Here is a 24901-nt window from a genome sequence, read left to right on the forward strand (position 1 = left end):
GAGGAGAAGCGGCCATGACCGCAACTTCGCCTGACTATCTGGAAGGTGGCTGCGCCTGCGGCAAGATCCGCTATCGCCTGGCGATGCCGCCGATGTTCGTGAACTGCTGCCATTGCCGGGACTGCCAGCGCCAGACGGGCAGCGCCTTCGTGATCAACGCACTCACCGAGATGGACCGGATCGAAGTCCTGCGTGGAACGCCGGAAGCGGTGTCCGTGCCGACCGACAGCGGCCGGCCGCATGACATCTATCGCTGTCCGGACTGCCGCATCGCCTTGTGGGGCGACTATGGTCGGCGGCCCGGTTTGCGCTTTCTGCGTGTCGGCACGCTCGACGATCCGGCGGCGCTCACGCCCGATGCCCATATCTTCACGCGCTCGAAGTTGCCGTGGGTGCGATTGCCGGACCACGCCCGCGCCTTCGAGATCTACTACGACATGGAAAAGGAATGGCCGCCGGATAGCCTCAAGCGGCGGGAAGCTATATTGGGGCCAGGAAAATGACAGGGAGATAAGCGATGGCGCAGGATCTGGAGAAGGGCATCACCGCGAACGGCACCGGCTTCGGCGGCAAGAGCTGGAACATCCTGGGTCAGCTCTACTTCCCGAAGGCGGTATGCGATTCGACTTTCGCTTTCGAGACCAACAGCATGCCCGGGCAGTTCGTGCCGGTGCATGTTCATCCGAGCCAGGACGAATTCATCCTGGTCCAGGAGGGGGAGCTCGATCTCAAGCTCGACGGCAAATGGTTCAAGGCGAAAACGGGTGATCTGGTGCGCATGCCGCGCGGCATCCCGCATGGCTATTTCAACAAGTCCGACAAGCCGGCCCGGGCGCTGTTCTGGGTCTCCCCGGCGCGGATGCTCGAAAAGCTCTTCGACAATCTCCATAATGTCGCCGACCCGGTCGAGGCGGTGAAGATCTCCGCCGCCCATGAGGTCGACTTCCTGCCGCCCGAAGCCAACGAATAACGAATCAGGCGACAAGCAATTGTCAACTGGACCGGCGCGTCAGTTTTTCGGGTAGACTCCTGATTCGATGTTCGACGATCTCATTGGCCTCCTGATTCTCGCGCTGGTGGTGATATTCTTCACCCCGCTCATCCTCTCCATCGTAGCGCTCTCCCGTTCCGGCGATCTCCGGCGGAGGCTGGCACTGCTGGAGACCAAGCTCGCTCAATATGAAACGGGCGTCGCGCCTCCCGCGGCGGCGCCCGCCGAGACTATGGCGCCAGAGGCGGTAGTCCCTGAGATCGTGACCGAGGCCCCCGCGCCAGAGGTTGCTGCCCCTGAAGCCGCCGCGCGTCCAGGCAGGGTCTGGTCGCAAGCCAGGCGTGCGCAGGAGGGCGAGAGTGTCGACGCCGCCGCCGACTCGCCACCCGAGGGCGAGGCCATCGCTGCGGCGGCGCCACCGCCGCCTCCACCGCCCGCGCAACCGCGTGCCGGCATCGAGGAACGACTCACGTCGCGCTGGCTCGTCTGGCTTGGCGCTGTCGCGCTCGTGCTCGCCGGCATCTTCCTCATCAAATACTCGATCGAGAATGCGCTGCTGACACCGGCGATGCGCGCCATGGCCGGGCTTGTCCTCGGCGTCGCCTTGACGCTGGCCGGCGAATGGCTGCGCCGGCGCCCGGTGCAGAAGGAAATTGCGGCGCTCAAGCCCGATTATGTGCCAGGCGCCCTGGTCAGCGCCGGCCTCTTCATCTGCTTCGCCAGCATCTATGCCGCCTATGCGTTGCTGGACCTGCTGAGTCCAGGCGCCACCTTCATCGGCCTCGCCGTGGTGGCGCTGGTCGCTTTCGTGCTGGCGGCACTCCATTCGCCCATCGTCGCGATCATCGGTCTTCTCGCCGGTTTCGCGACGCCGGCTCTGGTGAGCTCGGACAGCCCCAATGCCGTGATCCTGTTCGCCTATCTCGCCCTTATCGCGGCGGCGGCCTATGCCGTCGTCATTTATCGGGGGTGGGGATGGCTCGCTTACGGGGCGACGATCGGCGGGCTTCTATGGGTCGGCCTGTGGATCGTCGGACCGATGCAGGCTGGCGATCTCATGACCATCGCGGCATTCCTTGCCGCGCTGACCGCGGCGGCGGTCTGGCTCGCTTTGCGGCTGACGCCTGACGAATCTCCCTCGATCTGGGAGAAGCCGCATCAGCCGGATGGCCCGGAATTCAACGGCTGGCTCGCGGCGACCGGCTCGGTCGGCCTCTTCGCTTTTGCGGCGCTGAACTTCCAGGCGCCGATGGTGAATTTGATGCTGGCGGGGATAGGCGCGGTGGCGTTGAGCTTCGCCGGCCGGCGCTTTGAGCGCTTTGACGGCTTCATCGCCCATGCCGCGGCACTCTTGTTCCTCGTGCTGCTCGCCTGGGAGCCCGAGGGCATTCTCGGCAAAATTCTCTACGATATCGATGCCGGCAACATCATAGCGCCGCAGGGCGCGCTGTTCGCGCCGGAAGCGAAGAGCTTCGTACTGTCGCATCTATTCGCCGGCGCATTGATCGCGGCCTTGGGTTTCGTCCTGCTGCGTGGCAGCCGGCGTCCTTATGTCTGGGCAGGCATCTCGCTCCTCGGCGCCTTGCTCATATTGGCTGCCGCCTATGCCCGCAGTCGCTTCTTCACCACCGATCTCCTGTGGACGCTTACCGCGACGCTTGCCGCCGCTATCGCCGTGTCGCTTGCGGGCGCGCTCAACAAGAGACGCGAGGAGCGGCGATACCGGCTGGCTCTCGGCTTCTATGCGGCCGCCGCCATTGCCGGCGTGAGCTTCGCTTTCGCCTTCGTGTTCCGCGAAGCCTGGCTTACCGTCGCCTTGGCGCTGCAATTGCCGGCATTGGCCTGGCTCGAGAAGAGCCTCGATCTGAGGGAGTTGCGCAAGCTGGCGCTTGCCGTGGCCGCCGTCATCCTGGTGCGCCTCGCGCTCAATCCCTATGTGCTGACCTACGAGACCAACAATGCTCTCGGGACGCAATGGATTCTCTATGGCTATGGCATTCCCGCACTGGCCTTCTTCGCCGCGGGGCGGATGTTCAAGCAGCGTTTGAACGATCTCACCGTCACGGTCCTCGAAAGTGGCGCCTTCGTCTTCGCGCTCCTGCTGGTGGCGCTCGAAATTCGTGTATTCACCGAGGGGCGCATCGCGGCCGAGACTTTGACGCTCTTCGAACTGGCTCTGCACACCCTGGTCTGGCTCGGCGCCGGCTGGTGGCGGCTCAGGGCCTTCGCGACGGCAGGCCGGCCGATCGACAAATGGTGGGCGGCGATCCTCATTGGCCTCGGCTTGCTGGGCGTCGTTTTCGGCCAGCTCTTCGCCCTCAATCCGGTCGTGACCTATGAGAGCGTCGGCGCTTACCCGATCTTCAACACATTGCTCGTCGCCTATCTCGCGCCGGCGGTTCTGATCGGCCTCATCGCTTATGCGCTGCCCGACCTGCCGCAGACGCGCAGCCTGCGGACGCCGCTCTCGGCGCTGTCCCTCATCCTGGTGCTGGCCTGGGTGACACTTGAGACGAAGCGCTTCTTCCAGGGCCCGGTACTCGATTTCTGGGCCGTGAGCGATGCTGAATACTATGCCTATTCGGTCGTCTGGCTGCTCTCATCCCTGGTGCTGCTCGGAATTGGCATGTGGCGGGGGGCTCCCTGGCTGCGGCATGGCGCGCTCGCTATCCTGATCCTCACCGTCTGTAAGGTATTCCTGTCCGACATGGCTGCCCTGGGAGGGCTTTACCGCGTCTTCTCCTTCCTCGGGCTGGGCCTCTTCCTTGTCGGAATTGGCTATCTTTATCAGCGCTTTGTCTTCACCGAGAGGAAAGCGGAGGATAAGCCTGCCAGCGGCTAATATTCCTCGATCACAAAAACTTTGCCTTGAAGTTGACGCGCCAGCTACAACATCCCCCGTGATCTAGGGAAATCTATAACGTTACGGAATAATTACTTAGCGAGGTTTTTGCGATCATGAAGCCCTTTGCCATTGCCGGTATCCAGATGCATCTGGGCCACGGCTCCAACATCGAGGCCATGCGCCAGCGCGTTGATCTGACGATGCATCTTTTTCCCTGGGTGCAAATGGTGATGTTCTCCGAGCTCGCCTGCTTCGGTCCGCTCTTGCAGCACGCCCAGCCGCTGCCGGGCGCCGCCGAAGACGCCTTCCGTGAAATGGCGCGCCATCACCGCATCTGGATCGTCAACGGCTCCATGTATGAGCGCCGCGAGGGCGGCATCTTCAACACCACGTCGGTCGTCGACCCGCAGGGCGATGTCGTCGGACGCTACCGCAAGATGTTTCCGTTCGCCCCCCTGGAGCAGGGCGTTCAGGCGGGTAACGAGTTCCTCACCTTCGACATCGAAGGCGCCGGCAAGTTTGGCGTCCTCAACTGCTACGACATCTGGTTCCCGGAGACGTCGCGCCAGCTTGCCTCGATGGGCGTCGATGTCATCCTGCATCCGGTCATGACGCATACGATCGATCGCGATGTCGATATCGCCATCAGCCATGCGACCTCGGCGATGATGCAGTGCTATGTCTTCGACGTGAACGGATTGGGCGCCGGCGGCAATGGCCGCTCCTGCGTGTTCGATCCCGCGGGCCGCGCGCTCTTCACCGGCGATACGACCGAGCAGATCATCCCGATCGAGATCGACATGGAATTGGTGCGCCGTTCGCGCGAGCGCGGCATCCGCGGTCTGGGTCAGATGGCCAAGAGCTTCCGCGACCGCACTGTCGATTTCCCGGTCTATGACCGCGAGCGCTTCGATACGAGCTATCTCGATTCACTCGGCGCGCTCGCCACGCCGCGCCGCGTCGACGCGCCGGCGCCGCGCAATGTCCACACGCTCCCGGTGCGCCGCAGTCTCGTAAACTGACGGCGGATTGCCTCCGGCCTCGCCGGAGGCGCCGCGCAGTCACTTCGACAGAGCCAGGGACGCTTCCTCGATGAGATTCGCGACCGCCTCCGGCTGCGATATGAACACGGCGTGGCTGGCCTTGACCTCGACGGTCGTGCTGCCGGCACGCTTCGCCATCATCCGCATGAGATCAGGATTTATCGCCCGATCTTCGGTCGTGATGAGAGCCCAACTTTTTTTGCTTTTCCACGCCGGTTGTCGGCTCTTGGTCTCGAAGGCGGCCTTTGCCGGCAAGACTTGCGAGTGGGCCATGAACTCGGTGTCTGCCGGCGACACATCGGCCGCGAAATCAGCGGCAAAGACTTTCGGATCCAGATATAGATATCCGTCCGCCGTCGCTACTATGCCTGTCGACGGGGCAGGAGTCTTGCCGGCGAGATCGAGAACGCTTTCCGCCACATCCGGTTGGAAGGCGGCGATGTAGACAAGCCCTACGACCTTGTCGCTGTTGCCCGCTTCCGTCACGACCATGCCTCCGTAGCTGTGGCCCACGAGGATCACTGGACCGTCCTGGAGCGCAAGGATGCGATGAGTGGCGTCGACATCGTCTTGCAGGGAGGTCATCGGCTCCTGCACGATCGTTACGTCATGGCCTTTGGCCTTCAGGAGATCGTATACTTTGCGCCAGCCGGAGCCGTCCGCCAGCGCGCCGTGAACGATCACGATATTCTTGACCGGCGCCGCTTGAGCCGGCGCGAAGGCAGCAAGGATGAACAATGCTGCGGCGGCCACCGTGAGCGCGAATCTTGCAAGTCTCATGATCCTGCTTCCTTCTGTTGTGACGAGCCTTGGACGACAGGCTACGGGAAGAGGGGCGCCGACGCCACATGCTCTCCGGCGGCTGGTTCGGCGTCCTTGTAGTAGTAGCTATAGCCATTGATCGCCGGCGCGCCGCCGAGATGCGCATAAAGGACTCTCGATCCCTCGGGGAAGTAGCCCTTGCGCGCCAGGTCGATCATGCCCTGCATGGATTTGCCCTCATAGACGGGGTCGGTGATCATCGCCTCCATTCGCGCGGCGAGCCGGATCGCTGCGTTGGTCTCCTCGGAGGGCACGCCATAGGCGGGGTAGGCATAGTCGGGATTGATGATGATCTCGTCATCACGGATGGCACGTCCCAGTCCGACAAGCGCGGCGGTGTTGTCGACAATCTGGCGCACCTGTGCCCGGGTCTGTTCGGGCGTTCCAGAGGCATCGATGCCGACGACACGCTGCGCCCGGTTCTGGGCCGCAAAGCCGACGATGGTGCCGGCGAGCGTCGAGCCGGTCACGACACAGACGATGATATAGTCGAAGGCGATGCCGAGCTCAGCCTCCTGTCTCGCGACTTCCTCGGCGAAGCCGATATAGCCGAGACCGCCGAATTTATGCACCGAGGCGCCGGCCGGGATCGGATAGGGCTTGCCTCCGGAGTCCTTCACGGAGCGGATGGCATCTTCCCAGCTTTTGCGGATACCGATATCGAAGCCGGCATCGACGAGCCGGCTGTCGGCGCCCATGAGCCGGGTCATCAGGATGTTGCCGACGCGATCATAGACGGCGTCGTAATGCGGAACCCATTTCTCCTGGATCACGACGCATTTCATGCCGAGTTTCGCGGCCGTTGCCGCGACCAGGCGTGTGTGGTTCGACTGCACGCCGCCGATCGACACGAGCGTGTCGGCGCCCGACGCGATAGCATCGGGAACGATGTATTCAAGTTTTCGGAGCTTGTTGCCGCCCATCGCCAGGCCGGAATTGCAGTCGTCGCGCTTGGCGTAGATCTGCACCTTTCCGCCGATCGCCGCCGACAGCCGGGGCAGGTGCTCGATGGGCGTGGGACCGAAGGTGAGCGGATAGCGGTCGAATTTGGCAAGGAGGGACATGAAGCGGGCTCCCGGTTTCGACAGGGAGCATAGAAAGGATCGCCCGTAAGGTGCTTGCAAAAGTGAGTTGCGTTTTGTCTTCTTACCCCCTTCAATGGATCGGCGATGATAAAAATCATCCACCGAGGTGCACCGAAATGGAAGATTATTCCGTAGGGCCGTTGGACCGCATCGATATTAAGATAATGCGGGCCCTCCAGGCCGATGGCCGCCTGACCAATGCCGAGGTGGCCATCCGTGTGAATGTCAGCGCCGCTACTTGCCACAGGCGCACCCAGCGGCTGTTCGAGGAGGGCTACATCACGGGAGTGAGGGCGGACATAGCGCCCGCGTCGGTCCACTTGAATGCGCTTGTGATGGTTGGCGTCGTGCTCGATCGTTCGACGCCCGAGAGTTTCGCCGCATTCGAGAAGGCCGTGCTGCCGATGAAGGAGGTCCTCGACTGCAATCTGGTGGCGGGAGATTTCGACTATCTGCTGAAAATCCGGGTCCGCGACATGGCGGATTTCAACAAGCTGCACGGGCAGAAGCTGATTGCTCTTCCGGGCATCAGACAGACCCGTACTTTCTTCGTCATGAAGGAGGTCAAGGACAATGCGCGCCTGCCGTTCTGACAGCGGCCTTCTTCAAGCCCCTTCGAGGACTTTGGGCCTGATCTCGTCGGCCGGCATCGGCCGGTTGAAATAGAAGCCTTGCAGGAACTCGCAGCCGGCAAGGCGCAGGAATTTGGCCTGGAACTCGTCCTCGATTCCTTCCGCCGTGACCTTGAGGCCCATTGAACGCGCTATGGCGATGGTTCCCTGGACAAGTTGCTGCACATTGGTGTTGCTGGTGATGTCGGCGCAGATCGAACGGTCGAGTTTGAGCCGGTCAAAGGGGAAGGTGCGCAAATAGCCAATGCTCGAATAGCCGGTGCCGAAGTCATCGAGCGCGATGGTGACACCGCGTTCTTTCAGCCGCCACATGGCGGCAAGCGCGATGTCGGGCTCGACCATCAGGTGGCGCTCGGTAATCTCGAGCTCGAGCTGGCTTGCCGGGAAGCCGATTTCGGCGAGTACCTGCCCGACCATCTCGTCGAAGCGCGGGTTCTTGAATTGCACCGGCGAGACATTCACCGACAGAATGAAATCCGGCCAGGCGAGGGCGTCGACGCAGGCGCGGCGCAGGACATAGGCGCCGAGCGTCTCGATGAGGCCGCCTTCCTCGGCGAGCGAGATGAAGACATCGGGCCGGATCACCCGCCCGTCGAACATCGTCCAGCGCGCCAGCGCCTCGACGCCCTTCGGCTGATGCGTCGCCGAGTCGACGATGAGCTGATAGGCGACCGTAATCTCCTCCGCCGCCAGCGCCTCGCGCAAATGATGGGTGAGGCTGGCGCGCTCCTGCATCTTGGCGTCGATATTGGCGTCGTAATAGGCGATGCGGTTGCCGCCGAGTTTCTTGGCCTCGTACATGGCGATGTCGGAGCGGCGTAAGAGCTCGTGGATGGTGGTATCCTTGGAGCAGCCTGACGCGATGCCGACGCTGGTGCCGAGACGGAGATCGCCTTTCGGCGTCTTGAGCGGCTCCTTCAGGAATTCGATGAACTGCTCGGCGACCTTGCGACCGGTTCGCTGGGCATCGGGGCCGGTGGTGAGGAAGGCGAACTCATCGCCGCCGACGCGGGCAAGGAGGCCGTTGCCGGCGGCGATGTGACTGAAGCCCGCGGTGCAGCCGAGCAACGCGCGGTCGCCGGCGAAGTGGCCATGCGTGTCATTGACGTCCTTGAAGCCGTCGAGATCGAGGAAAACGACGCAGACATCGGGCTGCATGCGCAACGTCTTGTCGTCGCTGAGCGGCGTCGCGAGCAGCGATGCCCGGTTCGGCAGGCCGGTCAGGAAATCATGCGTGGCGGCATGCTCGGCTTCCTTCTGGCTGCGCATGGTGGCGCGCAGATTGGCCCATGCCGTCACCACCACGCCCATCATGATCAGGGTGAGCAGGATCAGCATCGTCGTGACCGCCGGGCTGATCGTCGCCAGGGCGTCCGATCCGCGCGTCCTGGTCGACCAGATGAGCTTGCTCACGGCGCCGCCAGCAGGATCGGCCAGGATCACACTCTGCTCGGCTGGACTGCCGGGCTCGGCGAGCTTGAGATTGGCGATCACGAATTCCGCTCCGAGTTCGTTCACCATGGCATCTGTAAGATGCTTGGCAATCACCAGGATCCGTTTCTGTCCTTCGGGCAGGGCGAAGCCTTCCGAGAAGGGCACGACAGGCCCGGCCACAGCCGCGGCAATGCCGTCCGGCGTCCTGAAGAAGCCGCTCGACACCGCATATTGGCCGGGCGGCGCCTCGCTCTGCTTGAGCATCCGGTCGAGCACCAGTCCGAAATCTCCTTGGACGACGCGGCGAGTGCCGCGCCGGCCCGCAGCGCGAAGAGGTCCTTGCCGGATTCGTCGATCAGAAAGGCGGTGTCGAATATGATTCCCGTCGAGGTCGAGTCGGTATAGCCGCTGCGCACGAATTCCGGATTGGAGATGTTGTAAAGTCCGGTAACGGCGTCGTCCCAGCGCGCATAGTCCTGGTGGCTGTCATGCAGCTTCTTGACGAAGGATTTGACCGCCGCCTGCGCTGTCTGCCGCGTCAGCGCCCGGTCGGTGCGGTCGACTTCATTGGCGAGATGATTGAGGGCATAGAAGACGACGCCGACGGTCGCGGCCAACGCCGCGCCCGCCATGACCGCCATCCAGAATTCGATTGTCCCCTTGCGCCCGAAGCGCGCCAGAATTGCGCCAAGACTCATTGCCTTACCTTGCCCCCGCGCGAGGTTACTGGCTGCGGATCACCAAAGGCTTATGAATTTGACAGACTCTGTAGCGGCTTCAAAACATTTTGTTAACGCTGTCCATCGGCGGCGGCGTCGGCGCGGAACTTCCTTCGAGGGGAATGGCGTCGAATTGCTTGTAGATCGCATTGACCCACTGCTTCGCACGATCTTTCAACTTCCGGTCGTCGGTCTGCATGCGCCCACGCGAAACGAGAATGCCCATATCAGCACCGTGGTAGCGGTAATCGCCTGCCGTATAGACACGCAGATAAAAGGCTTCATGCTCGCCCGAGACCAGAAACCAGTCGATCGACTTGCGGACGAGCGAGATGTCGCCACTCTCGTTCATTTGCCAGATGCCCGAAGCCGGCGCCTTGGTGATCATCTCGACCCGGTCGACCGGATATTTGAGAATGAGCTGGCTCCAGTCGTCATATTCGGTCCACCGCTTCTGGACCTGCGCCAGGTCAATCTCCCAATCGACATCCATGAACTCCAGCATGTGGAACAAGTAGATTGGACAGCCGCCATAGGTTGACGTGATGAGATTGGTGAGAGGGGAGGCGCCTGAGACACGTGGGTTGATCTCACCCAGATAGACTTCGCCCGAATCCGTATCGATGAGGAAGTCCATGCAGAAGGCGCCTTTGTAGCCAGCCTTATAGAGGCGATCGCCGAGCTTCTGCGCCATGCGGGTGACGGCCCGGCGCTCCTTGTCGAGGCCGCCGACGAAAACGTCGTTGCCGCACCAGCCGCCCTTGTAAGGGGTGACTTCGGTGAAGCCGGTGATGTCGGTCTGGAGCGGCCCGACCAGCGTGCCGTGGCGGGTGGCAATCGCCTCGACCGTGCCCGGCAGGTGGTTGATCCGCTTCATCACCTTGAGCTGCTCGGCGACGAGCTTGTCCTCATGCTTCTTCCAGTCGGCCTCGGATTTGATGAAGAATGTGGTGCGGCCGGAATCGCCATAGGGGGTCTGGACGACCAGGTCCTGACCCAACTTGGCCTTCATGGCAAGCTTCATGAGATCGGCGTAAGTCTTTGCTTTTCCGAGTGTATTCGGGGCGCTTTTGATACCTGCTTCATTGCCGAGCTGGGTGGTGACGATCTTGCTGTCGATATGCTTGCGCAGTTTGACGGGCGGCAATGCGATCTTGAGGCCAAGCTCCTTGGCGAGCTTCTCGGTCTCTTCGTCGAGCATGACCAGGATGAGCAGCCCATTGCCGCGTTCGGCGATCCGGGTCCTGACCTCCTTGTGGCGCAGGAGGTAATTGTTGACGTCCTCGATTGAGCGGAACTCGTGCGGTCCGTTCTCGCGCGGCACCGTGATCTTGGGATGCGTGGCGTCGAAGCTGTCAAAGAAATTGATGTATTCGAACTTGTTGATCCAGCGCCCGAGCCCCAGAAGGTTATAGGGAGTGGGCGACAAGAAGTAGATCGGCGTCTGATTTTGACGGAAGAATTTGTAGATATCTGAAAGACTTGTGAGTTTTTGACGCTTGCCGCTTGGTGCCATATTTCCCCTCCAGCCAGGCTTGTCGGCGCCCGTCCCCGAAAGACTACGCAAAAAAGTTACCGTAGGCCAAGGGGCATTTGGGATAATTGACCGGCGTGGCCGGGGAGGGGCGATCAAAAGGCTTGTGTTTACGGGGCTTCTTGCCTATAAGCCGCGCCGTTAGCACACACGCGGATGCGGGAGAGGCACATGGGAGTTTCGGCTCCCCACATAGTGTTTTCTCCCTCCGGTGCCGGATAGTCCGGTCACATCATCCGCGGCGGATCAACCGGAAAAGGATATTAGCATGGCTCTGCCAGAATTCACCATGCGTCAGCTCCTGGAAGCTGGCGTTCACTTCGGCCACCAGACCCACCGCTGGAACCCCAAGATGAAGGGCTACATCTACGGGGCGCGCAATGGCATTCACATCATCGACCTCGCGCACACCGTGCCGTTGCTGCATCAGGCGCTGCTCGCCGTCGCCGACACGATTTCGCGCGGTGGCCGCGTGCTCTTTGTCGGCACCAAGCGCGCCGCCCAGGATTCGATCGCCGATGCGGCGAAGAAGTCGGCCCAGTACTACATCAATTCGCGATGGCTCGGCGGTACGCTGACCAACTGGAAGACCATCTCCAACTCGATCAAGCGTCTGCGCCAGCTCGAGGAGACGGTTTCGAAGGAAGGCATGGGGCTCACCAAGCGCGAGCTTCTCACGCTGACGCGCGAGAAGGACAAGCTCGAGCAGGCGCTCGGCGGCATCAAGGACATGGGCGGTACGCCCGACATCCTCTTCGTCATCGACACCAACAAGGAACAGCTTGCGATCAAGGAAGCCAATCGTCTCGGCATCCCGGTCATCGCCATCCTCGACACCAATTGCGACCCGGCGGGCGTCACCTATCCGATCCCGGGCAATGACGATGCCGGCCGCGCCATCACGCTCTATTGCGACCTGATCAGCCGCGCCTGCATTGAAGGCATTTCGCAGGGGCAGCGCGGCGCCGGCGGCGATATCGGCGAATCCGAGGATCCGCAGGGCGAAGACCTGCCGGAAGCCGCTAACGCCTGATATCTGATCCCGAGGGAGTTCGTTCGCGCGGACTCCCTCCATTCCACGAGGACAATTATGGCTGACATCACCGCAGCAATGGTGAAGGACCTGCGCGAGAAGACCGGCGTAGGCATGATGGACTGCAAAGCGGCGCTCGCCGCGACCAATGGCGACATGGATGCCGCTGTCGACTGGCTGCGCGCCAAAGGCCTTGCCAAGGCGGCCAAGAAGTCGACCCGCGTGGCGGCCGAAGGCCTGATCGGCGTCGCCGTCGAAGGCACCTCCGGCGCGCTCGTCGAAGTCAATTCCGAGACCGACTTCGTCGCCCGCAATGAAAAGTTCCAGGCGATGGTCGCCGATATCGCCAAGCTTGCCCTCAAGGCGGACGGCGATACCGAAAAGCTGAAAATCGCGCATTATCCGGGCAGCAAGCATGCTGTGGCCGAATATGTGGCCGAGATGGTCGCCTCGATCGGCGAGAACATGGGCGTGCGCCGCACCGCCGTGGTTTCGGTCAACGACGGCGTCATCGGCAGCTATATGCACAATCAGGTCGTGCCCGGCCTCGGCAAGATCGGTGTGATCGTCGCGCTCGAATCGACCGGCAACAAGGACGAGCTCTCGCAGTTCGGCCGCATGCTGGCGATGCATATCGCCGCGACCAATCCGGTCGCTCTCGATCTCGCCGGCGTGCCGAAGGAGACGATCGAGCGCGAAAAGGCCATCCTTGCCGAGAAGAACGTCGGCAAGCCGGAGAAGGTGCTCGAGAAGATCATGGAGAGCGGCCTCAAGTCCTATGCCAAGGAGAACTGCCTCCTCGAGCAGGCCTATGTCCATGACGGCGCCAAGTCGGTGAGCCAAGCGCTCGCCGAGGTCGCCAACAAGGCGGGCGCCCCCGTCAAGCTCGCCGCCTATGTGCGCATGCAGCTCGGCGAAGGCATCGAGAAGAAGGAAGATGATTTCGCCGCCGAAGTCGCCAAGGCGGCGGCGGTCTAAGCACGTTTGCTAGCGCGGTGCCGCCTTCAGATAGGCGGCGCCGCGCGGCGATATTCTGTATCCGGTCTCCAGGCTTTCGGTGAGGCCAAGCTCCTTGAGTTTCCTGACCCGGATCTTGAAGGCCTGGGTCTCCCAGGAAAGCGCCGCCGCCAGCTCGGCGGCCCTGACCGCCGGATGGGCGGCGATCAATTCCAGCACTTTCAATGTCCACGCCCCATCCCTGGCTGATGTGTCGAGCCGCGCGAGGCGCGTTGCTATTTCCGTTGCACCCGACCTCGTCGGCGCCTGTTTCCTGAGCGCCTCCCTCGGATCCTTTCCGGCGAAGCCGAGGCCGATCCTGAACACGCTGCCGCTGCCGAATTTCGCGAGCTCGGCCAGGAGTTGCGCCTTCGTCGCATATCCCGCCTTGCGGGCGTCCGCCTCGCTGATCGCCTGGACCTCGATTGGTTTGATTCCGGTGACGGCGACGACCCCGAGCGCGGTGCGGACTTCGCTGCCGGCCTTGATGCGGGGCCTCGGCCAGCGCCGGAAGGCCAGAGTGATGCTGCCCCTGCGGATGCCGTCGAGGATAGCGGATTTGAACAGCATTTGACCTCCTGAACCGGACTCAATACGAATAACATTAGCCTGCTGCAAAAATATGCTATCTCCCTCAAGTCTTTCCATAATTCCAATCGGGTGAACATGGCCAAGCTCGCCTTCAAGCGCGTCCTCCTGAAAGTCTCGGGCGAAGTTCTCATGGGTCCGCAACCCTTCGGAATTGATCTGGCGACCGTCGAACGGGTCGCCAGCGAGATCGCCGAAACCGTGAAGACCGGCGTCCAGCTGAGCCTCGTGATCGGCGGCGGCAATATCTTCCGCGGCATGGCTCAGGCGGCCAAAGGCATGGACCGGGTGAGCGCCGATCATGTGGGCATCCTGGCGACAGTCATGAACGCGCTCGCCATGCAAGGGGCGTTGCAGGGCAAGGGCATCGACGCCAGGGTCCTCTCGGCCATCGCCATGCCCACCGTCTGTGAGACCTATTCAAGGGCCAAGGCAGTCCATCATCTCGAGGCGGGCAGGGTCGTCATCTGCGCCGCCGGCACCGGCCTGCCGTTCTTCACCACCGATACCGGCGCGGCGCTCCGGGCGGCGGAGATGGGCTGCGACGCGCTGTTCAAGGGCACCAGCGTCGACGGCGTCTATTCCGCCGATCCCAAGACGGATCCAGCGGCCAAGCGTTATGAGCGCATCACTTTCAGCGAGATCCTGGCGCAGGATCTGCGCATCATGGACCCGGCGGCCATCGTGCTTGCGCGGGATAACGGGATTCCGGTAGTTGTGTTCTCCATCCGCACGCCCGGCGCGGTACTCCAGGTCCTGAAAGGCTCGGGCAAATTTACGATAGTGACGAAAGACTGAACCGCCATGGCACAACCCACCCCATTCGACTCGAAAGAACTCAAGCGGCGCATGCATGGTGCGGTCGATGCCTTGAAGCATGATTTCGGCGGCTTGCGCACAGGGCGCGCCGCCGTGAGCCTCGTCGAGCCCATCCATGTGGACGCCTATGGCGCCTCGATGCCGATGAACCAGGTAGCGACGGTCACGGTGCCGGAGCCCCGCATGCTGTCCATCCAGGTTTGGGACAGAGGCCTCGTCATTGCCGTCGAGAAGGCGATTCGCGCGTCCAACCTCGGTCTCAACCCGCAGACCGAAGGCCAGGTCATCCGCCTGCGCATGCCGGACCTTACCCAGGACCGCCGCAAGGAACTGGTCAAGGTTGCTCATCAATATGCCGAAAAGGCCCGCGTCGCGGTGCGTAATGTCAGGCGCGACGGTATGGACCAGCTCAAGACGCTCGAAAAGGGCCATCATATCAGCGAGGACGAACACCGCACCAAATCCGATGAGGTGCAGAAGATGACCGATGAGACGATCAAAGAAATCGACGCCGCACTCAAGGTCAAAGAAGCTGAGATCATGCAGGTCTGAGCGGCGGGACCGCGAGGATGCGAGCCCATGAGGGACCGTTGATGACAAGTCACGGTGGCAGAGCGGCGGTGCCGCGGCATGTCGCCATCATCATGGATGGCAATGGCCGCTGGGCTCATGCCCGCGGTCTGCCGCGCTCCGCAGGTCACCGAAAGGGAGTGGAGGCGCTGCGCACCGCCGTCCAGGCAGCCGGTGAGATGGGGGTGAGCTATCTCACCATTTTCAGCTTCAGCTCGGAGAACTGGTCGCGGCCGCCGTCCGAAGTCTCATTTCTTCTCGACCTCATGCGTCACTTCGTGCGCCAGGACGTCGCCGAGCTGGACCGCGCGAATGTCCGAATAAGGATCATCGGCGAGCGCCGCGGACTTGCCGCCGATATCGTTGCACTCATCGAGGAGACCGAGGAGCGCACGCGTGCGAATACCGGCCTCACACTTGTCGTCGCCTTCAACTACGGCTCGCGCCAGGAGATAACAGCCGCCGCCCGCGGCCTCGCATTCGCGGTGCGCGAAGGTCGTGTGGCGCCCGAATCAATCACACCGGAGCTGTTCGGCAGCTTCCTCGAGACCGACGGCATTCCCGATCCCGATCTGTTGATCCGCACCAGCGGTGAACAGCGCCTGTCCAATTACCTTCTCTGGCAGTGCGCCTATACCGAACTCGTCTTCGTCGACGAATACTGGCCGGATTTCAGCCGAGAGACATTGGAGCGCGCCATCGCCGAATATCAGACGCGTGAGCGGCGCTTCGGCGGGCTCCAAGCGCAGTCGGCCTGACCATGGCTGAGACCGTCGGCTCGCCTCCAGGCGCCAATTGGCGCGATCTCGGAATCCGCACGCTGACCTCGGCGGTCCTGATTCCCGCCGTTCTGGTCGATGTGTGGGTCGGAGATGCCTGGTTCCACCTGCTCGTGGCGCTCCTCGCCGTGATGATGGCGCATGAGTGGACCAACATCGTGCATGAGCGTAGTTCCTCGCAGTTCGCGCTCCATGCGGCGGCGGCCCTGTGCGGCGCATTCCTGCCCGTGACGCACGGCTCGCAAACCGCGCTCGCGGTCATATCGGTCATCTGGGTTCTCAGTCTGGCGCTGGCGATGGCCCAGCACCGTCGTCTTAGTCTGTGGGTGATGTCGGGTGTGGCCTATATCGGCCTGCCGGCGATGGCTTTCGTCATCCTCAGGGGCGAGAACCAAGCGGGCATGCTCACCATCATGTGGCTCTTCGCTGTGGTATGGGCGGCCGACATCTGCGCCTATTTCGTCGGCCGCGTCATCGGCGGGCCGAAACTGGCCCCCCGGATTTCGCCGAAGAAGACCTGGGCCGGGCTATGGGGGGCGGTGGCCGGCGGCGCCCTTGCGGGCAGCGCCGTGGCCTATTTCGCCGGCCTTGCGGACTTGGTCGTGCTCGGCCTCCTCGGCGCCGCGCTCGCCGTTGTCGAGCAACTGGGCGATCTCTTCGAATCGGCCCTCAAGCGCCACTATGGGGTGAAGGACTCAGGCCGGCTCATTCCCGGCCATGGCGGCGTTCTCGACAGGGTCGACGGCCTCGTCGCCGCGTCGCTGGCCCTGGCCGCTTTCATCATAATCTCGGGCTATATCGACCGCGGTAACGAACTTTTCGGCCGCTAGGCTTAGATTGCCGAAATGTTGTCGCAATAACCGGGTTTCGTGGTTAATAACTAGTTTGGGCCAATAGCTTAACTGGCACAGGCTTTGCGGGTTAGAGGCGGGGCCGGCACATCGAGCCGGATTTGAAACAGGATATCGTGATGGACCTTCTCGCCACTTTTCCGGCAGTCATTCTCTCCTACGGCGGTTACACCGCGGCCTTGCTCGTCGCGCTGACCGTCATCGTCTTCATCCACGAATACGGCCACTTCAAAGTGGCCCGGCTTTGCGGAATGAAGGTGGATGTCTTCTCCATCGGCTTCGGCCGCGAGATCTGGGGCAAGACCGACCGCTACGGCACGCGCTGGAAGGTCGGCTGGCTGCCGGTCGGCGGCTATGTGAAATTCGCCGGCGACGCCAATGCCGCGAGCATGCCGGACGCGGACGAACCGCCGAAGCCTGACGAGTTTCACGGCAAACCCATCTGGCAGCGTGCCCTCGTGGTTGCCGCCGGCCCGGCCGCGAATTTCATATTGGCTTTTATTCTGTTCGCTGGCGCCTTGTATTTCCTGGGCGACCAGACGCCCGGTTCGCGGCTCGGCAAGATCGAGCCTGGATCCGCCGCCGAGCAGGCCGGGTTTCAGCCCGAAGACCTCGTGCTGCGGATTGACGGCGAAGGAGTGAAGAGCTTCACCGATATCGTCGCCATCGTGAGCGGAAGCGCGGGCAAGAACCTCGCCTTCGACATCGACCGCTCCGGCAGCGAATTGACCTTGAATGTCGTCCCGCGCCCCATAGTCGAGGACAGGGGCTTCTACGGCAAGATCACCATCGGGCGGATCGGCGCGGCCCCCAGCCAAAATCCGTCCAATTTCCATGACGTTTCCGTGTCACGCGCCTTTGAACTGTCGGGCGACCAGATCGAGCGCATCGTGGTGGGAACGCTGCAGTATGTCGGCCGGTTGATCATCGGCCAGGACAGCGTCTCCCAGCTCGGCGGCGTGGGCACCATGGCCAAGCTTACCGGCGATGCCGCCCAGGGCGGGATATTCCCCTATGTGTACATGGTCGCCGTGCTGTCCGTGAGTATCGGATTAATTAACCTCTTTCCTATTCCAATGCTCGATGGCGGCCATCTGGTGTTCTATGCCCTGGAGGCGATCCGGCGCAAACCATTGGGGCCGCAGGCGCAGGAATGGAGCTTCAGGATCGGATTTGCCGTGGTTATTTTCATCATGCTCGTCGGCAATATGAACGACCTGATAAGGGTCACTCTCAGAAACCTAGCCTATTGAAATAAGGCAAAAATCTTCATTTGCATTCATTAGGAAAGAGCGTAAAACGGCAGCCCGGGTGAGGGGATTCTTCGGGAACGACGCGTAGCAGGGGATTGAATACAAGGGAATGCGTTACAAGTCAGTCATTGTCGCGGTTTTTGCGTGCGTGTTGTCCTTTGCCCTGCCGGTCATGGCGCCTCAGGGTTTTGTGCCAGCAGCCCAGGCGCAGACCGTTGGCCGCATCATCGTCGAGGGCAATCAGCGCATCGAGACGGAAACCGTCCTCTCCTACATGCAGATCGGCGCCGGGGATCCGTTTGATTCGGAGAAGATCGACGAGATCGCTGAAGAGCCTGTTCCAGACCGGCCTGTTCTCGGACGTCCGCATATTCCGCCGTGGCGGCAACCTCGTCGTCGTCGTCGAAGAGAACCCAATGATCAACCGGGTGAACTTCGAGGGCAACAGCGAGGTCAAGGACAAGGATCTCGAAAAGGAAGTCGAACTCAAAGAGCGCACGATGTACACGCGCGCCAAGGTCCAGAGCGACGTCCAGCGCATCATCGCCGTATATCGCCGCTCGGGCTATTATTCCGCCCGCGTCGAGCCGAAGATCATCCGTCTGCCGCAGAACCGTATCGATCTCGTCTATGAGATCAATGAAGGCGCCGAGACCAAGGTCAAGAGCATCACCTTTGTCGGCAACGAGGCCTTCAGCGACAGCGACCTGCGCGCACAGATTACCACGACCGAGCATGCCTGGTGGAAATTCATGTCCACCTCGGACCGCTATGATCCCGATCGCTTGAACTACGACAAGGAACTGCTGCGCCGCTTCTATCTCAAGAACGGTTTCGCCGACTTCCGCGTCATTTCCGCCGATGCCGAGCTTTCGCCGGATGGCGAGAGCTTCTATATCACCTTCACAGTCGAAGAGGGCCCGCTCTACACGGTCAACAGCGTCGCCGTGAACAGGGGCGACACTAATCTCGACGAGGAGCAGCTGCGCAATGCCGTCCAGCTCAGCCCTGGTGAAGACTACGATGCGACGAAGGTCGACAAGTCGGTCGAGAACATCACGATCGAGGCCGGCAAGTCGGGCTATGCCTTCGCCAAGGTCGAGCCGGACATCAAGAAGGATGAGCCCAACCGCAAGCTCGACATCACCTACAACATCACCGAGGGACCGCGCACCTATATCGAGCGCATCGACATCATCGGCAATACGCGCACGCTCGACGAGGTGATCCGCCGCGAGCTGCGCCTGTACGAAGGCGACGCGTACAACCGCGTGCTGGTCGAGCGTGGCCGCCGCCGTCTGACCGCTCTCGATTTCTTCGAGAAGATCGACATGCGCGAGGAGCCGGGCTCGGCGCCCGACAAGGTTGTGCTCATTGTCGAGGTGGTCGAGAAGTCGACCGGCTCTCTGAACCTGACAGCAGGCTATTCCACATCCGACGGTATCATCGGCGGCATCAGCATCACTGAGCGCAATCTGCTCGGCCGCGGCCAGAATGTCCGCCTCGACACGCAGTTGAGCTGGGACCGTCAGCAGGTCGACTTCAGCTTCACGGAACCCTATTTCCTCGATATGCCGCTGTCGGCGGGCTTCGATCTCTTCGCGACCAACTCGAGCAACACCGATACGACAGCCTATGACAGCACCCGCTATGGCGGCGCGCTGCGCACCGGTTTCCGTCTCGATGAATGGCAGTCGCTCAGCTTCAAATACATGCTGGCGCGCCGTGACATCACGATCCCTGATGACGCCGATGTTTCGCCCGCTATCCTGGATTCGGAGGGCGTGACCTGGAAGTCGGCCGTCACCGGCGCCTATGTCTATGACGATCTCGACAATCCCTCGAAGCCGAGCAAGGGCTTCCGCGGTAAGGGTGTGGTCGAAATCGCCGGCCTCGGTGGCGACGTCTATTATGCCAGCATCGACACCTCGGCCTATTACTTCATGCCGCTGCTGTTCGACGGCGTTGTTCTGAAGCTCGAGGCCAATGCCGGCTATATGGTGCCGACGACCAGCGACGACATCCCGATCCAGGACCGCTTCTTCAAGGGGTCCGACACATTCCGCGGCTTCAAGCGCGGCGGTGTAGGCCCGCGCATGGATAATACCCGCGGCGATTCGGATGCGATCGGCGGCCAGACCTATGCCATCGGCACGGTCGAGACGACCTTCCCGCTCGGTCTGCCGGAGGAGTTCGGTCTGGAAGGCGCGGTCTTCAGCGACTTCGGTACTGTCTTCGACGCACCTGAAAATACGGTGCCTGCCGGCACAGACTTGTGCCCGCCGGGTCCCGATGCCGATGAATGTAAGGTCCACGACACGCCGGCCTTCCGGCTGTCGGTAGGCGCCGGCCTCATCTGGCAGTCGCCGTTCGGCCCGCTGCGCGTCGACGTGGCCTATCCGCTGCTCAAGGCCAGTTACGACGAGGAGGAACTGTTCCGCTTCTCGGTCGGCACACGCTTCTAGACTGAGCATTGGCAAAGCTATAAATGTTGCAACGGACGGCACCTCGCCGTCCGTTGTCGTTTGAGGATGTACGGCATGCCTGACACTGGAGAACCGAGAGCGCTGGCCAGCGCCGATATTGCACGGATCATGCAGCTTCTGCCGCATCGCTATCCGTTTCTGCTGATCGACAGGCTGGTCGATCTCGACGGCGAGCAATCGGGCGTCGGCATCAAGAATGTCACCATGAACGAGCCGTTCTTCCAGGGGCATTTCCCGGGCCGGCCGGTCATGCCGGGCGTGCTGCTCATCGAATGCATGGCGCAGACGGCAGGCGCCCTGGTGCTCAATCACCTGGGCGACGAGCATGCCGGCAAGCTGGTTTTCTTCATGTCGATCGACAAGGCGCGCTTTCGCAAGCCGGTGGTGCCGGGCGACACGGTGCGCTTCCCGGTCAAGCTCATCCAGCGCCGCCCGCCGGTCTGGCGCTATTCGGCCGAGGCGATCGTCGATGGCAAGAAGGTGGCCGAGGCCGAGATCGGCGCCATGCTCATGAACGAGCGCGGCAAGTAGACACCATTACTTGCGGATCTAGATCCGTCTGACGCTCTATCCTCCTGTTCCGAGAGGATTTTCGAGGCATGGCCGAACGAAACTGGCTCGAAATTGTACCGAGCACATGCACGTAGAGCGCCGGACGCTCACATGGAATCGGTCCGGCGCTCCAACTCTTTGATTTGCGCATCGGATTATCCGAAAACCGCTTCGCATGGTCGGGTCAAGCCCGACCACATGCTTTTCGGTCCGATGCTGTAGGGCGTACCAGATCGTGTTCGAGGTCTCCAAGCCGACGTCGTTGATTCATGAAAGCCCGGCTCATTTCCAAAGGAGAGGCTTACATGATCAAACGTTCATTCTGCTCGGCGGGGTTCTGGCTGCTCGCCGTGACATTCGCCCATGCCGCCGACGCCGTCGGATTTCGCGAAACAACCCTGGATAAGGGGGGAGAGCGGCCGCTGCATGTCAGCATGTGGTATCCTACGAATAGTGACGGTGAAACCGCCATTGTCGGCGAGAATCGTGCCTTCCTTGGAGTTCCGGCGATCCGCGATGCCGCTCCGGCCCCGGGAAGCCAGCCCCTCGTTGTGCTGTCGCACGGCTATGGCGGCAGCTGGCGTAATCTCAACTGGCTGGCCGAGGAACTCAGCAGGCACGGGTATATTGTTGCTGCACCGGACCATCCCGGCACGACGACATTCGACCAGGACCCTGGGCGGGCGGCCATGCTGTGGGAACGCCCGCGCGACCTGAGCCGGGTTATTGACGCCTTGGCGGCGGATGCGAGCCTTGCAGGCGAAGTCGATGTGAGCCGAGTTGCCGCCATCGGCCATTCCCTGGGTGGTTGGACGGTTACGGCGCTGGCCGGCGCGCATTTCGAGACCGACCGATTTAAGAAGGATTGCCGGAACAATACCAGCCCTCGCGTCTGTGTTCTCGAGAAGGAGCTCGGGCTCGGACAGCCTGAACTCGAGAGGGACATGAGCGACCCGCGCCTGAAAGCCTTCGTATCGCTCGATCTTGGATTGGCCAGAGGGTTTTCGCCCGAAAGCCTGGCGGCTTTGCAGGTGCCCTCTCTCGTGATCGCGGCGGGCATCGATATTGGCGGATTACCCCCGAAGCTTGAATCTGGCTATCTCGCGGATCACCTGCCGAAAAGGTCATCCACCTACGTCGAGATTCCCGACGCCATGCATTTCAGCTTCATGGGACTCTGCAAACCGGGCGCCGTTGCGCTGATTGAGAAGGAAGAGCCCGGCAATGGCGTCGCCTGCAAGGATGGCGGCACACGAACCCGTGAGGAAATCCATCGTGTGATCGCCTATCTGGTGATCGGGTTTCTGGTCACAGCCAGTCCGGCGAAATAGTCAAGCATTCAACGGCCCGGCCGAGCGACGATAGTCGCTCGGTGTCGTGCCCGCGACCCGCGCAAACTCCCGGTTGAAGTTGGATTTCGTATAGAAACCGCACTCGAACATGACAGACGTGACCGCCATATCGGTCTCCACCAGCAAACGCTGCGCTTCCTTGATCCGGTACTCGTTGACGAATTGCGAGACATTACGGCCGAGGGCGCGATTTACGGCGGCTGAGATTTGACGCGCCGGGATTCCGATCTTTCGCGAAAGGCGAGTCAGCGTCAGATCCGGATCGCGGAACAGCTGCTTGTCCCGCATGACCGTTTCGATGGCGGCGATGCTCCGATTGTCATCGCGTGTCGACGCCGTGATTTCAGGGCTTGCAGGCAAGTCGTCTTGCGTGTCGTCCGCTCTGTCGCCGGAAGGTCGGGCTTCCGGCACACTCCGGCCGATGATCGCGATCGCGTAAGCCAATAGCGGCAGCGTTACGATGTTGGCGATGCCGACGATCGAGACGGCATGGCTGCCTTGATAGAAGTGAAAATCAGCGGCGATGAGAAGGTCGACCGCACCCGAGAACAGCAACAGCGACCCGGCCAGCAACGCAGCCCTTTGCGCCCCGGCCGCATCGCTCAGGCGTGTCCTCTCGAAACTATCCAGTCCGGCATATGCACGATGGATCAAGGACAAGCCGTAGGCGAAGTAAAGCAGGGAAAGGAGAAAGTCGATCGGCGGATGCCAATTTTGCCAGGTGACCGACAGGACCAGGATCAGAGTTGCCGGTAAAAAGTGAAGCCATCTTTGGTGTGAAGCAGCTTGCCTGAGATCGGAAAAGCAGAGCCACGCAATGGGCGGCAGCACCGCCGCCACGACCGGCTGGACGAACCGCACGATCTGGAGATCGACGGTCCAGCGCAACCCGACTATCGTTACCAGAGGAATACAGGTCCCTATGAAAACGGGAGCCGGACGCAGGGTGGCCTCGCCGTGAGCGATCATCCGGATCAACAGGATGACCAGCAACAGAGCCATCACAAAGGGGAGTGGGATCGCGAGCATCAGGCCGTTCCGTTGTGCCGGCGGTATTCACAGTTCCGCAAAGATGATGGCCGGGCTTTCGACCCGGCCATCAGTAATCGTCCTCGGTAGCTGCTACTTGCCGCGCTTGCTCATCGGCACATAGTCGCGCCTGGGCGCGCCCGTATAGAGCTGCCGCGGGCGGCCGATGCGCTGCGAGGGATCCTCGATCATTTCTTTCCACTGGGCGATCCAGCCGACGGTACGCGCCACCGCGAAGAGGACGGTGAACATGCTGGTCGGGAAGCCGAGGGCCCTCAGGATGATGCCGGAATAGAAATCGACATTGGGATAGAGCTTGCGCTCGATGAAGTAGCTGTCATTGAGCGCGACGCGTTCGAGCTCGCGCGCCACGTCGAGAAGCGGATCGTCCTTGATGCCGAGCTCGCCCAGGACCTCATGCGCCGTCTTCTGCATGATCTTGGCGCGCGGATCGTAGTTCTTGTAGACGCGATGGCCGAAGCCCATGAGCCGAACATGCGAGCTCTTGTCCTTCACCTTCGAGATGAAGTCGGGGATCTTGTTGGGATCGCCGATCTCCTCCAGCATCTTGAGCGCGGCCTCATTGGCGCCGCCATGCGCTGGTCCCCACAGGCAGGCGATGCCGGCAGCGATGCAGGCGAAGGGATTGGCGCCTGAGGATCCTGCGAGCCTCACTGTCGAGGTCGAGGCGTTCTGCTCGTGATCGGCATGCAGGATGAAGATGCGGTCCATGGCGCGTGCCAGGATGGGATTGACCTTGTAGTCCTCGCACGGCACCGCGAAGCACATGCGCAGGAAGTTGGCGGCATAGGACAGATCGTTCTTCGGATAAATGAAGGGCTGGCCGATATGATATTTGTAGGCCATCGCCGCGATCGTCGGCAGCTTGGCGATCATGCGCCGGGACGCGATCTCACGCTGCTTGGGATCATTGATGTCGGTCGAGTCGTGATAGAAGGCCGACATCGCGCCGACCACGCCGACCATGACGGCCATCGGGTGCGCGTCGCGCCGGAAGCCCTGATAGAAGCGCGCCATCTGCTCATGGATCATCGTATGCATGGTGATCGCATGTTCGAATTCACGCCGCTGCGCCGGCGTCGGCAGGTCACCGTAATAGAGGAGGTAGCAGGTCTCCAGGAAGTCGCCATGCTCGGCGAGCTGTTCGATCGGGTAGCCACGATAGAGCAGGACGCCGGCATCGCCGTCGATATAGGTGATGTCGGACTCGCACGCCGCCGTCGAGGTGAATCCCGGATCGTAGGTGAACACGCCGGCGTCGCGATAGAGATGGCCGATATCGACCACATCGGGGCCAACCGTTCCCTTTCGGATCGGCAGGTCATACGTTTTGTTATCTAGGGTGAGGGTGGCGGAGGCTGGCGCCACATCTTCGGTTTTCTTGGTCGCGGCTGTTGTTGTCATACTTCTGTCCCTGCCGTTATCCGTTATATGTCCGAAGTTTATTGCACTGCACCATGACGGTCA

At 61.7% G+C, this 24901-nt stretch carries 22 protein-coding genes and 2 pseudogenes; 16 read left to right on the forward strand and 8 right to left on the reverse strand.

Features of this window, described 5'->3' with window-relative positions; translation table 11 throughout:
- Positions 1-14: 14 nt before the first annotated feature.
- The 4 genes from G5V57_RS27845 to G5V57_RS27860 all read left to right on the forward strand — a co-directional run bounded on the left by G5V57_RS27845 (position 15) and on the right by G5V57_RS27860 (position 4858).
- Positions 15-503, forward strand: a complete 489-nt coding sequence (locus G5V57_RS27845; RefSeq protein WP_165171508.1) for a GFA family protein — start codon at positions 15-17, stop codon at positions 501-503.
- A gap of 14 nt (positions 504-517) precedes the next feature.
- On the forward strand, positions 518-970 hold the full coding sequence (locus G5V57_RS27850) for a cupin domain-containing protein (protein WP_165171509.1): 453 nt from the start codon (positions 518-520) through the stop codon (positions 968-970).
- A 67-nt stretch (positions 971-1037) separates the two neighbouring features.
- Positions 1038-3833, forward strand: a complete 2796-nt coding sequence (locus tag G5V57_RS27855) for a DUF2339 domain-containing protein (protein WP_165171510.1) — start codon at positions 1038-1040, stop codon at positions 3831-3833.
- 116 nt (positions 3834-3949) lie between these two features.
- Complete coding sequence (locus G5V57_RS27860; RefSeq protein WP_165171511.1) at positions 3950-4858, forward strand: carbon-nitrogen hydrolase family protein; 909 nt, start codon at positions 3950-3952, stop codon at positions 4856-4858.
- 39 nt (positions 4859-4897) lie between these two features.
- Here G5V57_RS27860 and G5V57_RS27865 read toward each other — a convergent pair whose 3' ends face one another.
- Both G5V57_RS27865 and G5V57_RS27870 read right to left on the reverse strand, forming a co-directional pair.
- Positions 4898-5659, reverse strand: a complete 762-nt coding sequence (locus G5V57_RS27865) for an alpha/beta fold hydrolase (RefSeq protein WP_165171512.1) — start codon at positions 5657-5659, stop codon at positions 4898-4900.
- A gap of 41 nt (positions 5660-5700) precedes the next feature.
- A complete protein-coding gene (locus tag G5V57_RS27870) occupies positions 5701-6765 on the reverse strand; it encodes a 1-aminocyclopropane-1-carboxylate deaminase (protein ID WP_165171514.1) in 1065 nt (354 codons plus the stop codon).
- 137 nt (positions 6766-6902) lie between these two features.
- Here G5V57_RS27870 and G5V57_RS27875 point away from each other — a divergent pair, with 137 nt between their 5' ends.
- Complete coding sequence (locus G5V57_RS27875; protein ID WP_165174293.1) at positions 6903-7379, forward strand: Lrp/AsnC family transcriptional regulator; 477 nt, start codon at positions 6903-6905, stop codon at positions 7377-7379.
- 12 nt (positions 7380-7391) lie between these two features.
- Here the strand turns inward: G5V57_RS27875 and G5V57_RS27880 are convergent, their stop codons facing one another.
- The 3 genes from G5V57_RS27880 to G5V57_RS27890 form a co-directional block, all read right to left on the reverse strand.
- Positions 7392-8939 carry a putative bifunctional diguanylate cyclase/phosphodiesterase gene (locus tag G5V57_RS27880; RefSeq protein ID WP_371744840.1) on the reverse strand — a complete coding sequence of 516 codons (1548 nt, stop codon included), beginning with the start codon at positions 8937-8939 and terminating at the stop codon, positions 7392-7394.
- A 23-nt stretch (positions 8940-8962) separates the two neighbouring features.
- Positions 8963-9550: a CHASE4 domain-containing protein gene (locus G5V57_RS34625; protein WP_165171518.1), complete on the reverse strand. Its 588-nt coding sequence runs from the start codon at positions 9548-9550 to the stop codon at positions 8963-8965.
- Between the two features lie 79 nt (positions 9551-9629).
- The gene (locus G5V57_RS27890) at positions 9630-11087 is read right to left on the reverse strand and encodes a biotin carboxylase (RefSeq protein ID WP_165171520.1); all 1458 of its coding nucleotides are present in this window, start codon (positions 11085-11087) and stop codon (positions 9630-9632) included.
- Positions 11088-11373: 286 nt separating this feature from the next.
- Between G5V57_RS27890 and rpsB the strand changes: the two are divergent.
- Positions 11374-12132, forward strand: a pseudogene (rpsB, locus tag G5V57_RS27895) (30S ribosomal protein S2); the annotation flags it as partial.
- Positions 12133-12195: 63 nt separating this feature from the next.
- On the forward strand, positions 12196-13116 hold the full coding sequence (gene tsf / locus G5V57_RS27900) for a translation elongation factor Ts (RefSeq protein ID WP_165171524.1): 921 nt from the start codon (positions 12196-12198) through the stop codon (positions 13114-13116).
- A gap of 9 nt (positions 13117-13125) precedes the next feature.
- Here tsf and G5V57_RS27905 read toward each other — a convergent pair whose 3' ends face one another.
- The gene (locus G5V57_RS27905; protein WP_165171526.1) at positions 13126-13704 is read right to left on the reverse strand and encodes a hypothetical protein; all 579 of its coding nucleotides are present in this window, start codon (positions 13702-13704) and stop codon (positions 13126-13128) included.
- 96 nt (positions 13705-13800) lie between these two features.
- On the opposite strand from G5V57_RS27905, the gene pyrH reads away from it, so the two are divergent.
- The 9 genes and pseudogenes from pyrH to G5V57_RS27945 all read left to right on the forward strand — a co-directional run bounded on the left by pyrH (position 13801) and on the right by G5V57_RS27945 (position 22363).
- Positions 13801-14520 (forward strand): UMP kinase, encoded by a 720-nt coding sequence (gene pyrH, locus G5V57_RS27910; RefSeq protein WP_165171528.1) that lies wholly within the window; start codon positions 13801-13803, stop codon positions 14518-14520.
- A 6-nt stretch (positions 14521-14526) separates the two neighbouring features.
- Positions 14527-15093 (forward strand): ribosome recycling factor, encoded by a 567-nt coding sequence (gene frr, locus G5V57_RS27915; RefSeq protein WP_165171530.1) that lies wholly within the window; start codon positions 14527-14529, stop codon positions 15091-15093.
- A gap of 41 nt (positions 15094-15134) precedes the next feature.
- Positions 15135-15869, forward strand: coding sequence for an isoprenyl transferase (locus G5V57_RS27920; protein ID WP_165171532.1), 735 nt, complete (start codon positions 15135-15137; stop codon positions 15867-15869).
- Positions 15870-15871: 2 nt separating this feature from the next.
- The gene (locus tag G5V57_RS27925) at positions 15872-16720 is read left to right on the forward strand and encodes a phosphatidate cytidylyltransferase (RefSeq protein ID WP_165171534.1); all 849 of its coding nucleotides are present in this window, start codon (positions 15872-15874) and stop codon (positions 16718-16720) included.
- A gap of 140 nt (positions 16721-16860) precedes the next feature.
- Complete coding sequence (gene rseP / locus G5V57_RS27930; protein WP_165171536.1) at positions 16861-17994, forward strand: RIP metalloprotease RseP; 1134 nt, start codon at positions 16861-16863, stop codon at positions 17992-17994.
- Between the two features lie 172 nt (positions 17995-18166).
- Positions 18167-18268, forward strand: a pseudogene (locus G5V57_RS35440) (hypothetical protein); the annotation flags it as partial.
- 25 nt (positions 18269-18293) lie between these two features.
- Positions 18294-20459 carry an outer membrane protein assembly factor BamA gene (bamA, locus tag G5V57_RS27935; protein WP_165171538.1) on the forward strand — a complete coding sequence of 722 codons (2166 nt, stop codon included), beginning with the start codon at positions 18294-18296 and terminating at the stop codon, positions 20457-20459.
- Between the two features lie 75 nt (positions 20460-20534).
- Positions 20535-21011 carry a 3-hydroxyacyl-ACP dehydratase FabZ gene (gene fabZ, locus G5V57_RS27940; protein WP_165171540.1) on the forward strand — a complete coding sequence of 159 codons (477 nt, stop codon included), beginning with the start codon at positions 20535-20537 and terminating at the stop codon, positions 21009-21011.
- 326 nt (positions 21012-21337) lie between these two features.
- The gene (locus G5V57_RS27945; RefSeq protein ID WP_165171542.1) at positions 21338-22363 is read left to right on the forward strand and encodes an alpha/beta fold hydrolase; all 1026 of its coding nucleotides are present in this window, start codon (positions 21338-21340) and stop codon (positions 22361-22363) included.
- Here G5V57_RS27945 and G5V57_RS27950 read toward each other — a convergent pair whose 3' ends face one another.
- The gene (locus G5V57_RS27950) at positions 22364-23413 is read right to left on the reverse strand and encodes an AraC family transcriptional regulator (RefSeq protein ID WP_206530110.1); all 1050 of its coding nucleotides are present in this window, start codon (positions 23411-23413) and stop codon (positions 22364-22366) included.
- Between the two features lie 93 nt (positions 23414-23506).
- The gene (gene gltA, locus G5V57_RS27955) at positions 23507-24838 is read right to left on the reverse strand and encodes a citrate synthase (protein ID WP_371744659.1); all 1332 of its coding nucleotides are present in this window, start codon (positions 24836-24838) and stop codon (positions 23507-23509) included.
- Between the last annotated feature and the right edge of the window lie 63 nt (positions 24839-24901).

The sequence above is a fragment of the Nordella sp. HKS 07 genome (assembly GCF_011046735.1).
GTDB lineage: Bacteria > Pseudomonadota > Alphaproteobacteria > Rhizobiales > Aestuariivirgaceae > Taklimakanibacter.

What these genes read in the sequence shown, in the direction of transcription:
- G5V57_RS27845 (WP_165171508.1), top strand. Translation starts at nt 15, where the DNA reads ATGACCGCAACTTCGCCTGACTATCTGGAAGGTGGCTGCGCCTGCGGC.
- G5V57_RS27850 (WP_165171509.1), top strand. Translation starts at nt 518, where the DNA reads ATGGCGCAGGATCTGGAGAAGGGCATCACCGCGAACGGCACCGGCTTC.
- G5V57_RS27855 (WP_165171510.1), top strand. Translation starts at nt 1,038, where the DNA reads ATGTTCGACGATCTCATTGGCCTCCTGATTCTCGCGCTGGTGGTGATA.
- G5V57_RS27860 (WP_165171511.1), top strand. Translation starts at nt 3,950, where the DNA reads ATGAAGCCCTTTGCCATTGCCGGTATCCAGATGCATCTGGGCCACGGC.
- G5V57_RS27865 (WP_165171512.1), bottom strand. Translation starts at nt 5,659, where the DNA reads ATGAGACTTGCAAGATTCGCGCTCACGGTGGCCGCCGCAGCATTGTTC.
- G5V57_RS27870 (WP_165171514.1), bottom strand. Translation starts at nt 6,765, where the DNA reads ATGTCCCTCCTTGCCAAATTCGACCGCTATCCGCTCACCTTCGGTCCC.
- G5V57_RS27875 (WP_165174293.1), top strand. Translation starts at nt 6,903, where the DNA reads ATGGAAGATTATTCCGTAGGGCCGTTGGACCGCATCGATATTAAGATA.
- G5V57_RS27880 (WP_371744840.1), bottom strand. Translation starts at nt 8,939, where the DNA reads ATGGTGAACGAACTCGGAGCGGAATTCGTGATCGCCAATCTCAAGCTC.
- G5V57_RS34625 (WP_165171518.1), bottom strand. Translation starts at nt 9,550, where the DNA reads ATGAGTCTTGGCGCAATTCTGGCGCGCTTCGGGCGCAAGGGGACAATC.
- G5V57_RS27890 (WP_165171520.1), bottom strand. Translation starts at nt 11,087, where the DNA reads ATGGCACCAAGCGGCAAGCGTCAAAAACTCACAAGTCTTTCAGATATC.
- tsf (WP_165171524.1), top strand. Translation starts at nt 12,196, where the DNA reads ATGGCTGACATCACCGCAGCAATGGTGAAGGACCTGCGCGAGAAGACC.
- G5V57_RS27905 (WP_165171526.1), bottom strand. Translation starts at nt 13,704, where the DNA reads ATGCTGTTCAAATCCGCTATCCTCGACGGCATCCGCAGGGGCAGCATC.
- pyrH (WP_165171528.1), top strand. Translation starts at nt 13,801, where the DNA reads ATGGCCAAGCTCGCCTTCAAGCGCGTCCTCCTGAAAGTCTCGGGCGAA.
- frr (WP_165171530.1), top strand. Translation starts at nt 14,527, where the DNA reads ATGGCACAACCCACCCCATTCGACTCGAAAGAACTCAAGCGGCGCATG.
- G5V57_RS27920 (WP_165171532.1), top strand. Translation starts at nt 15,135, where the DNA reads ATGACAAGTCACGGTGGCAGAGCGGCGGTGCCGCGGCATGTCGCCATC.
- G5V57_RS27925 (WP_165171534.1), top strand. Translation starts at nt 15,872, where the DNA reads ATGGCTGAGACCGTCGGCTCGCCTCCAGGCGCCAATTGGCGCGATCTC.
- rseP (WP_165171536.1), top strand. Translation starts at nt 16,861, where the DNA reads ATGGACCTTCTCGCCACTTTTCCGGCAGTCATTCTCTCCTACGGCGGT.
- fabZ (WP_165171540.1), top strand. Translation starts at nt 20,535, where the DNA reads ATGCCTGACACTGGAGAACCGAGAGCGCTGGCCAGCGCCGATATTGCA.
- G5V57_RS27945 (WP_165171542.1), top strand. Translation starts at nt 21,338, where the DNA reads ATGATCAAACGTTCATTCTGCTCGGCGGGGTTCTGGCTGCTCGCCGTG.
- G5V57_RS27950 (WP_206530110.1), bottom strand. Translation starts at nt 23,413, where the DNA reads ATGCTCGCGATCCCACTCCCCTTTGTGATGGCTCTGTTGCTGGTCATC.
- gltA (WP_371744659.1), bottom strand. Translation starts at nt 24,838, where the DNA reads ATGACAACAACAGCCGCGACCAAGAAAACCGAAGATGTGGCGCCAGCC.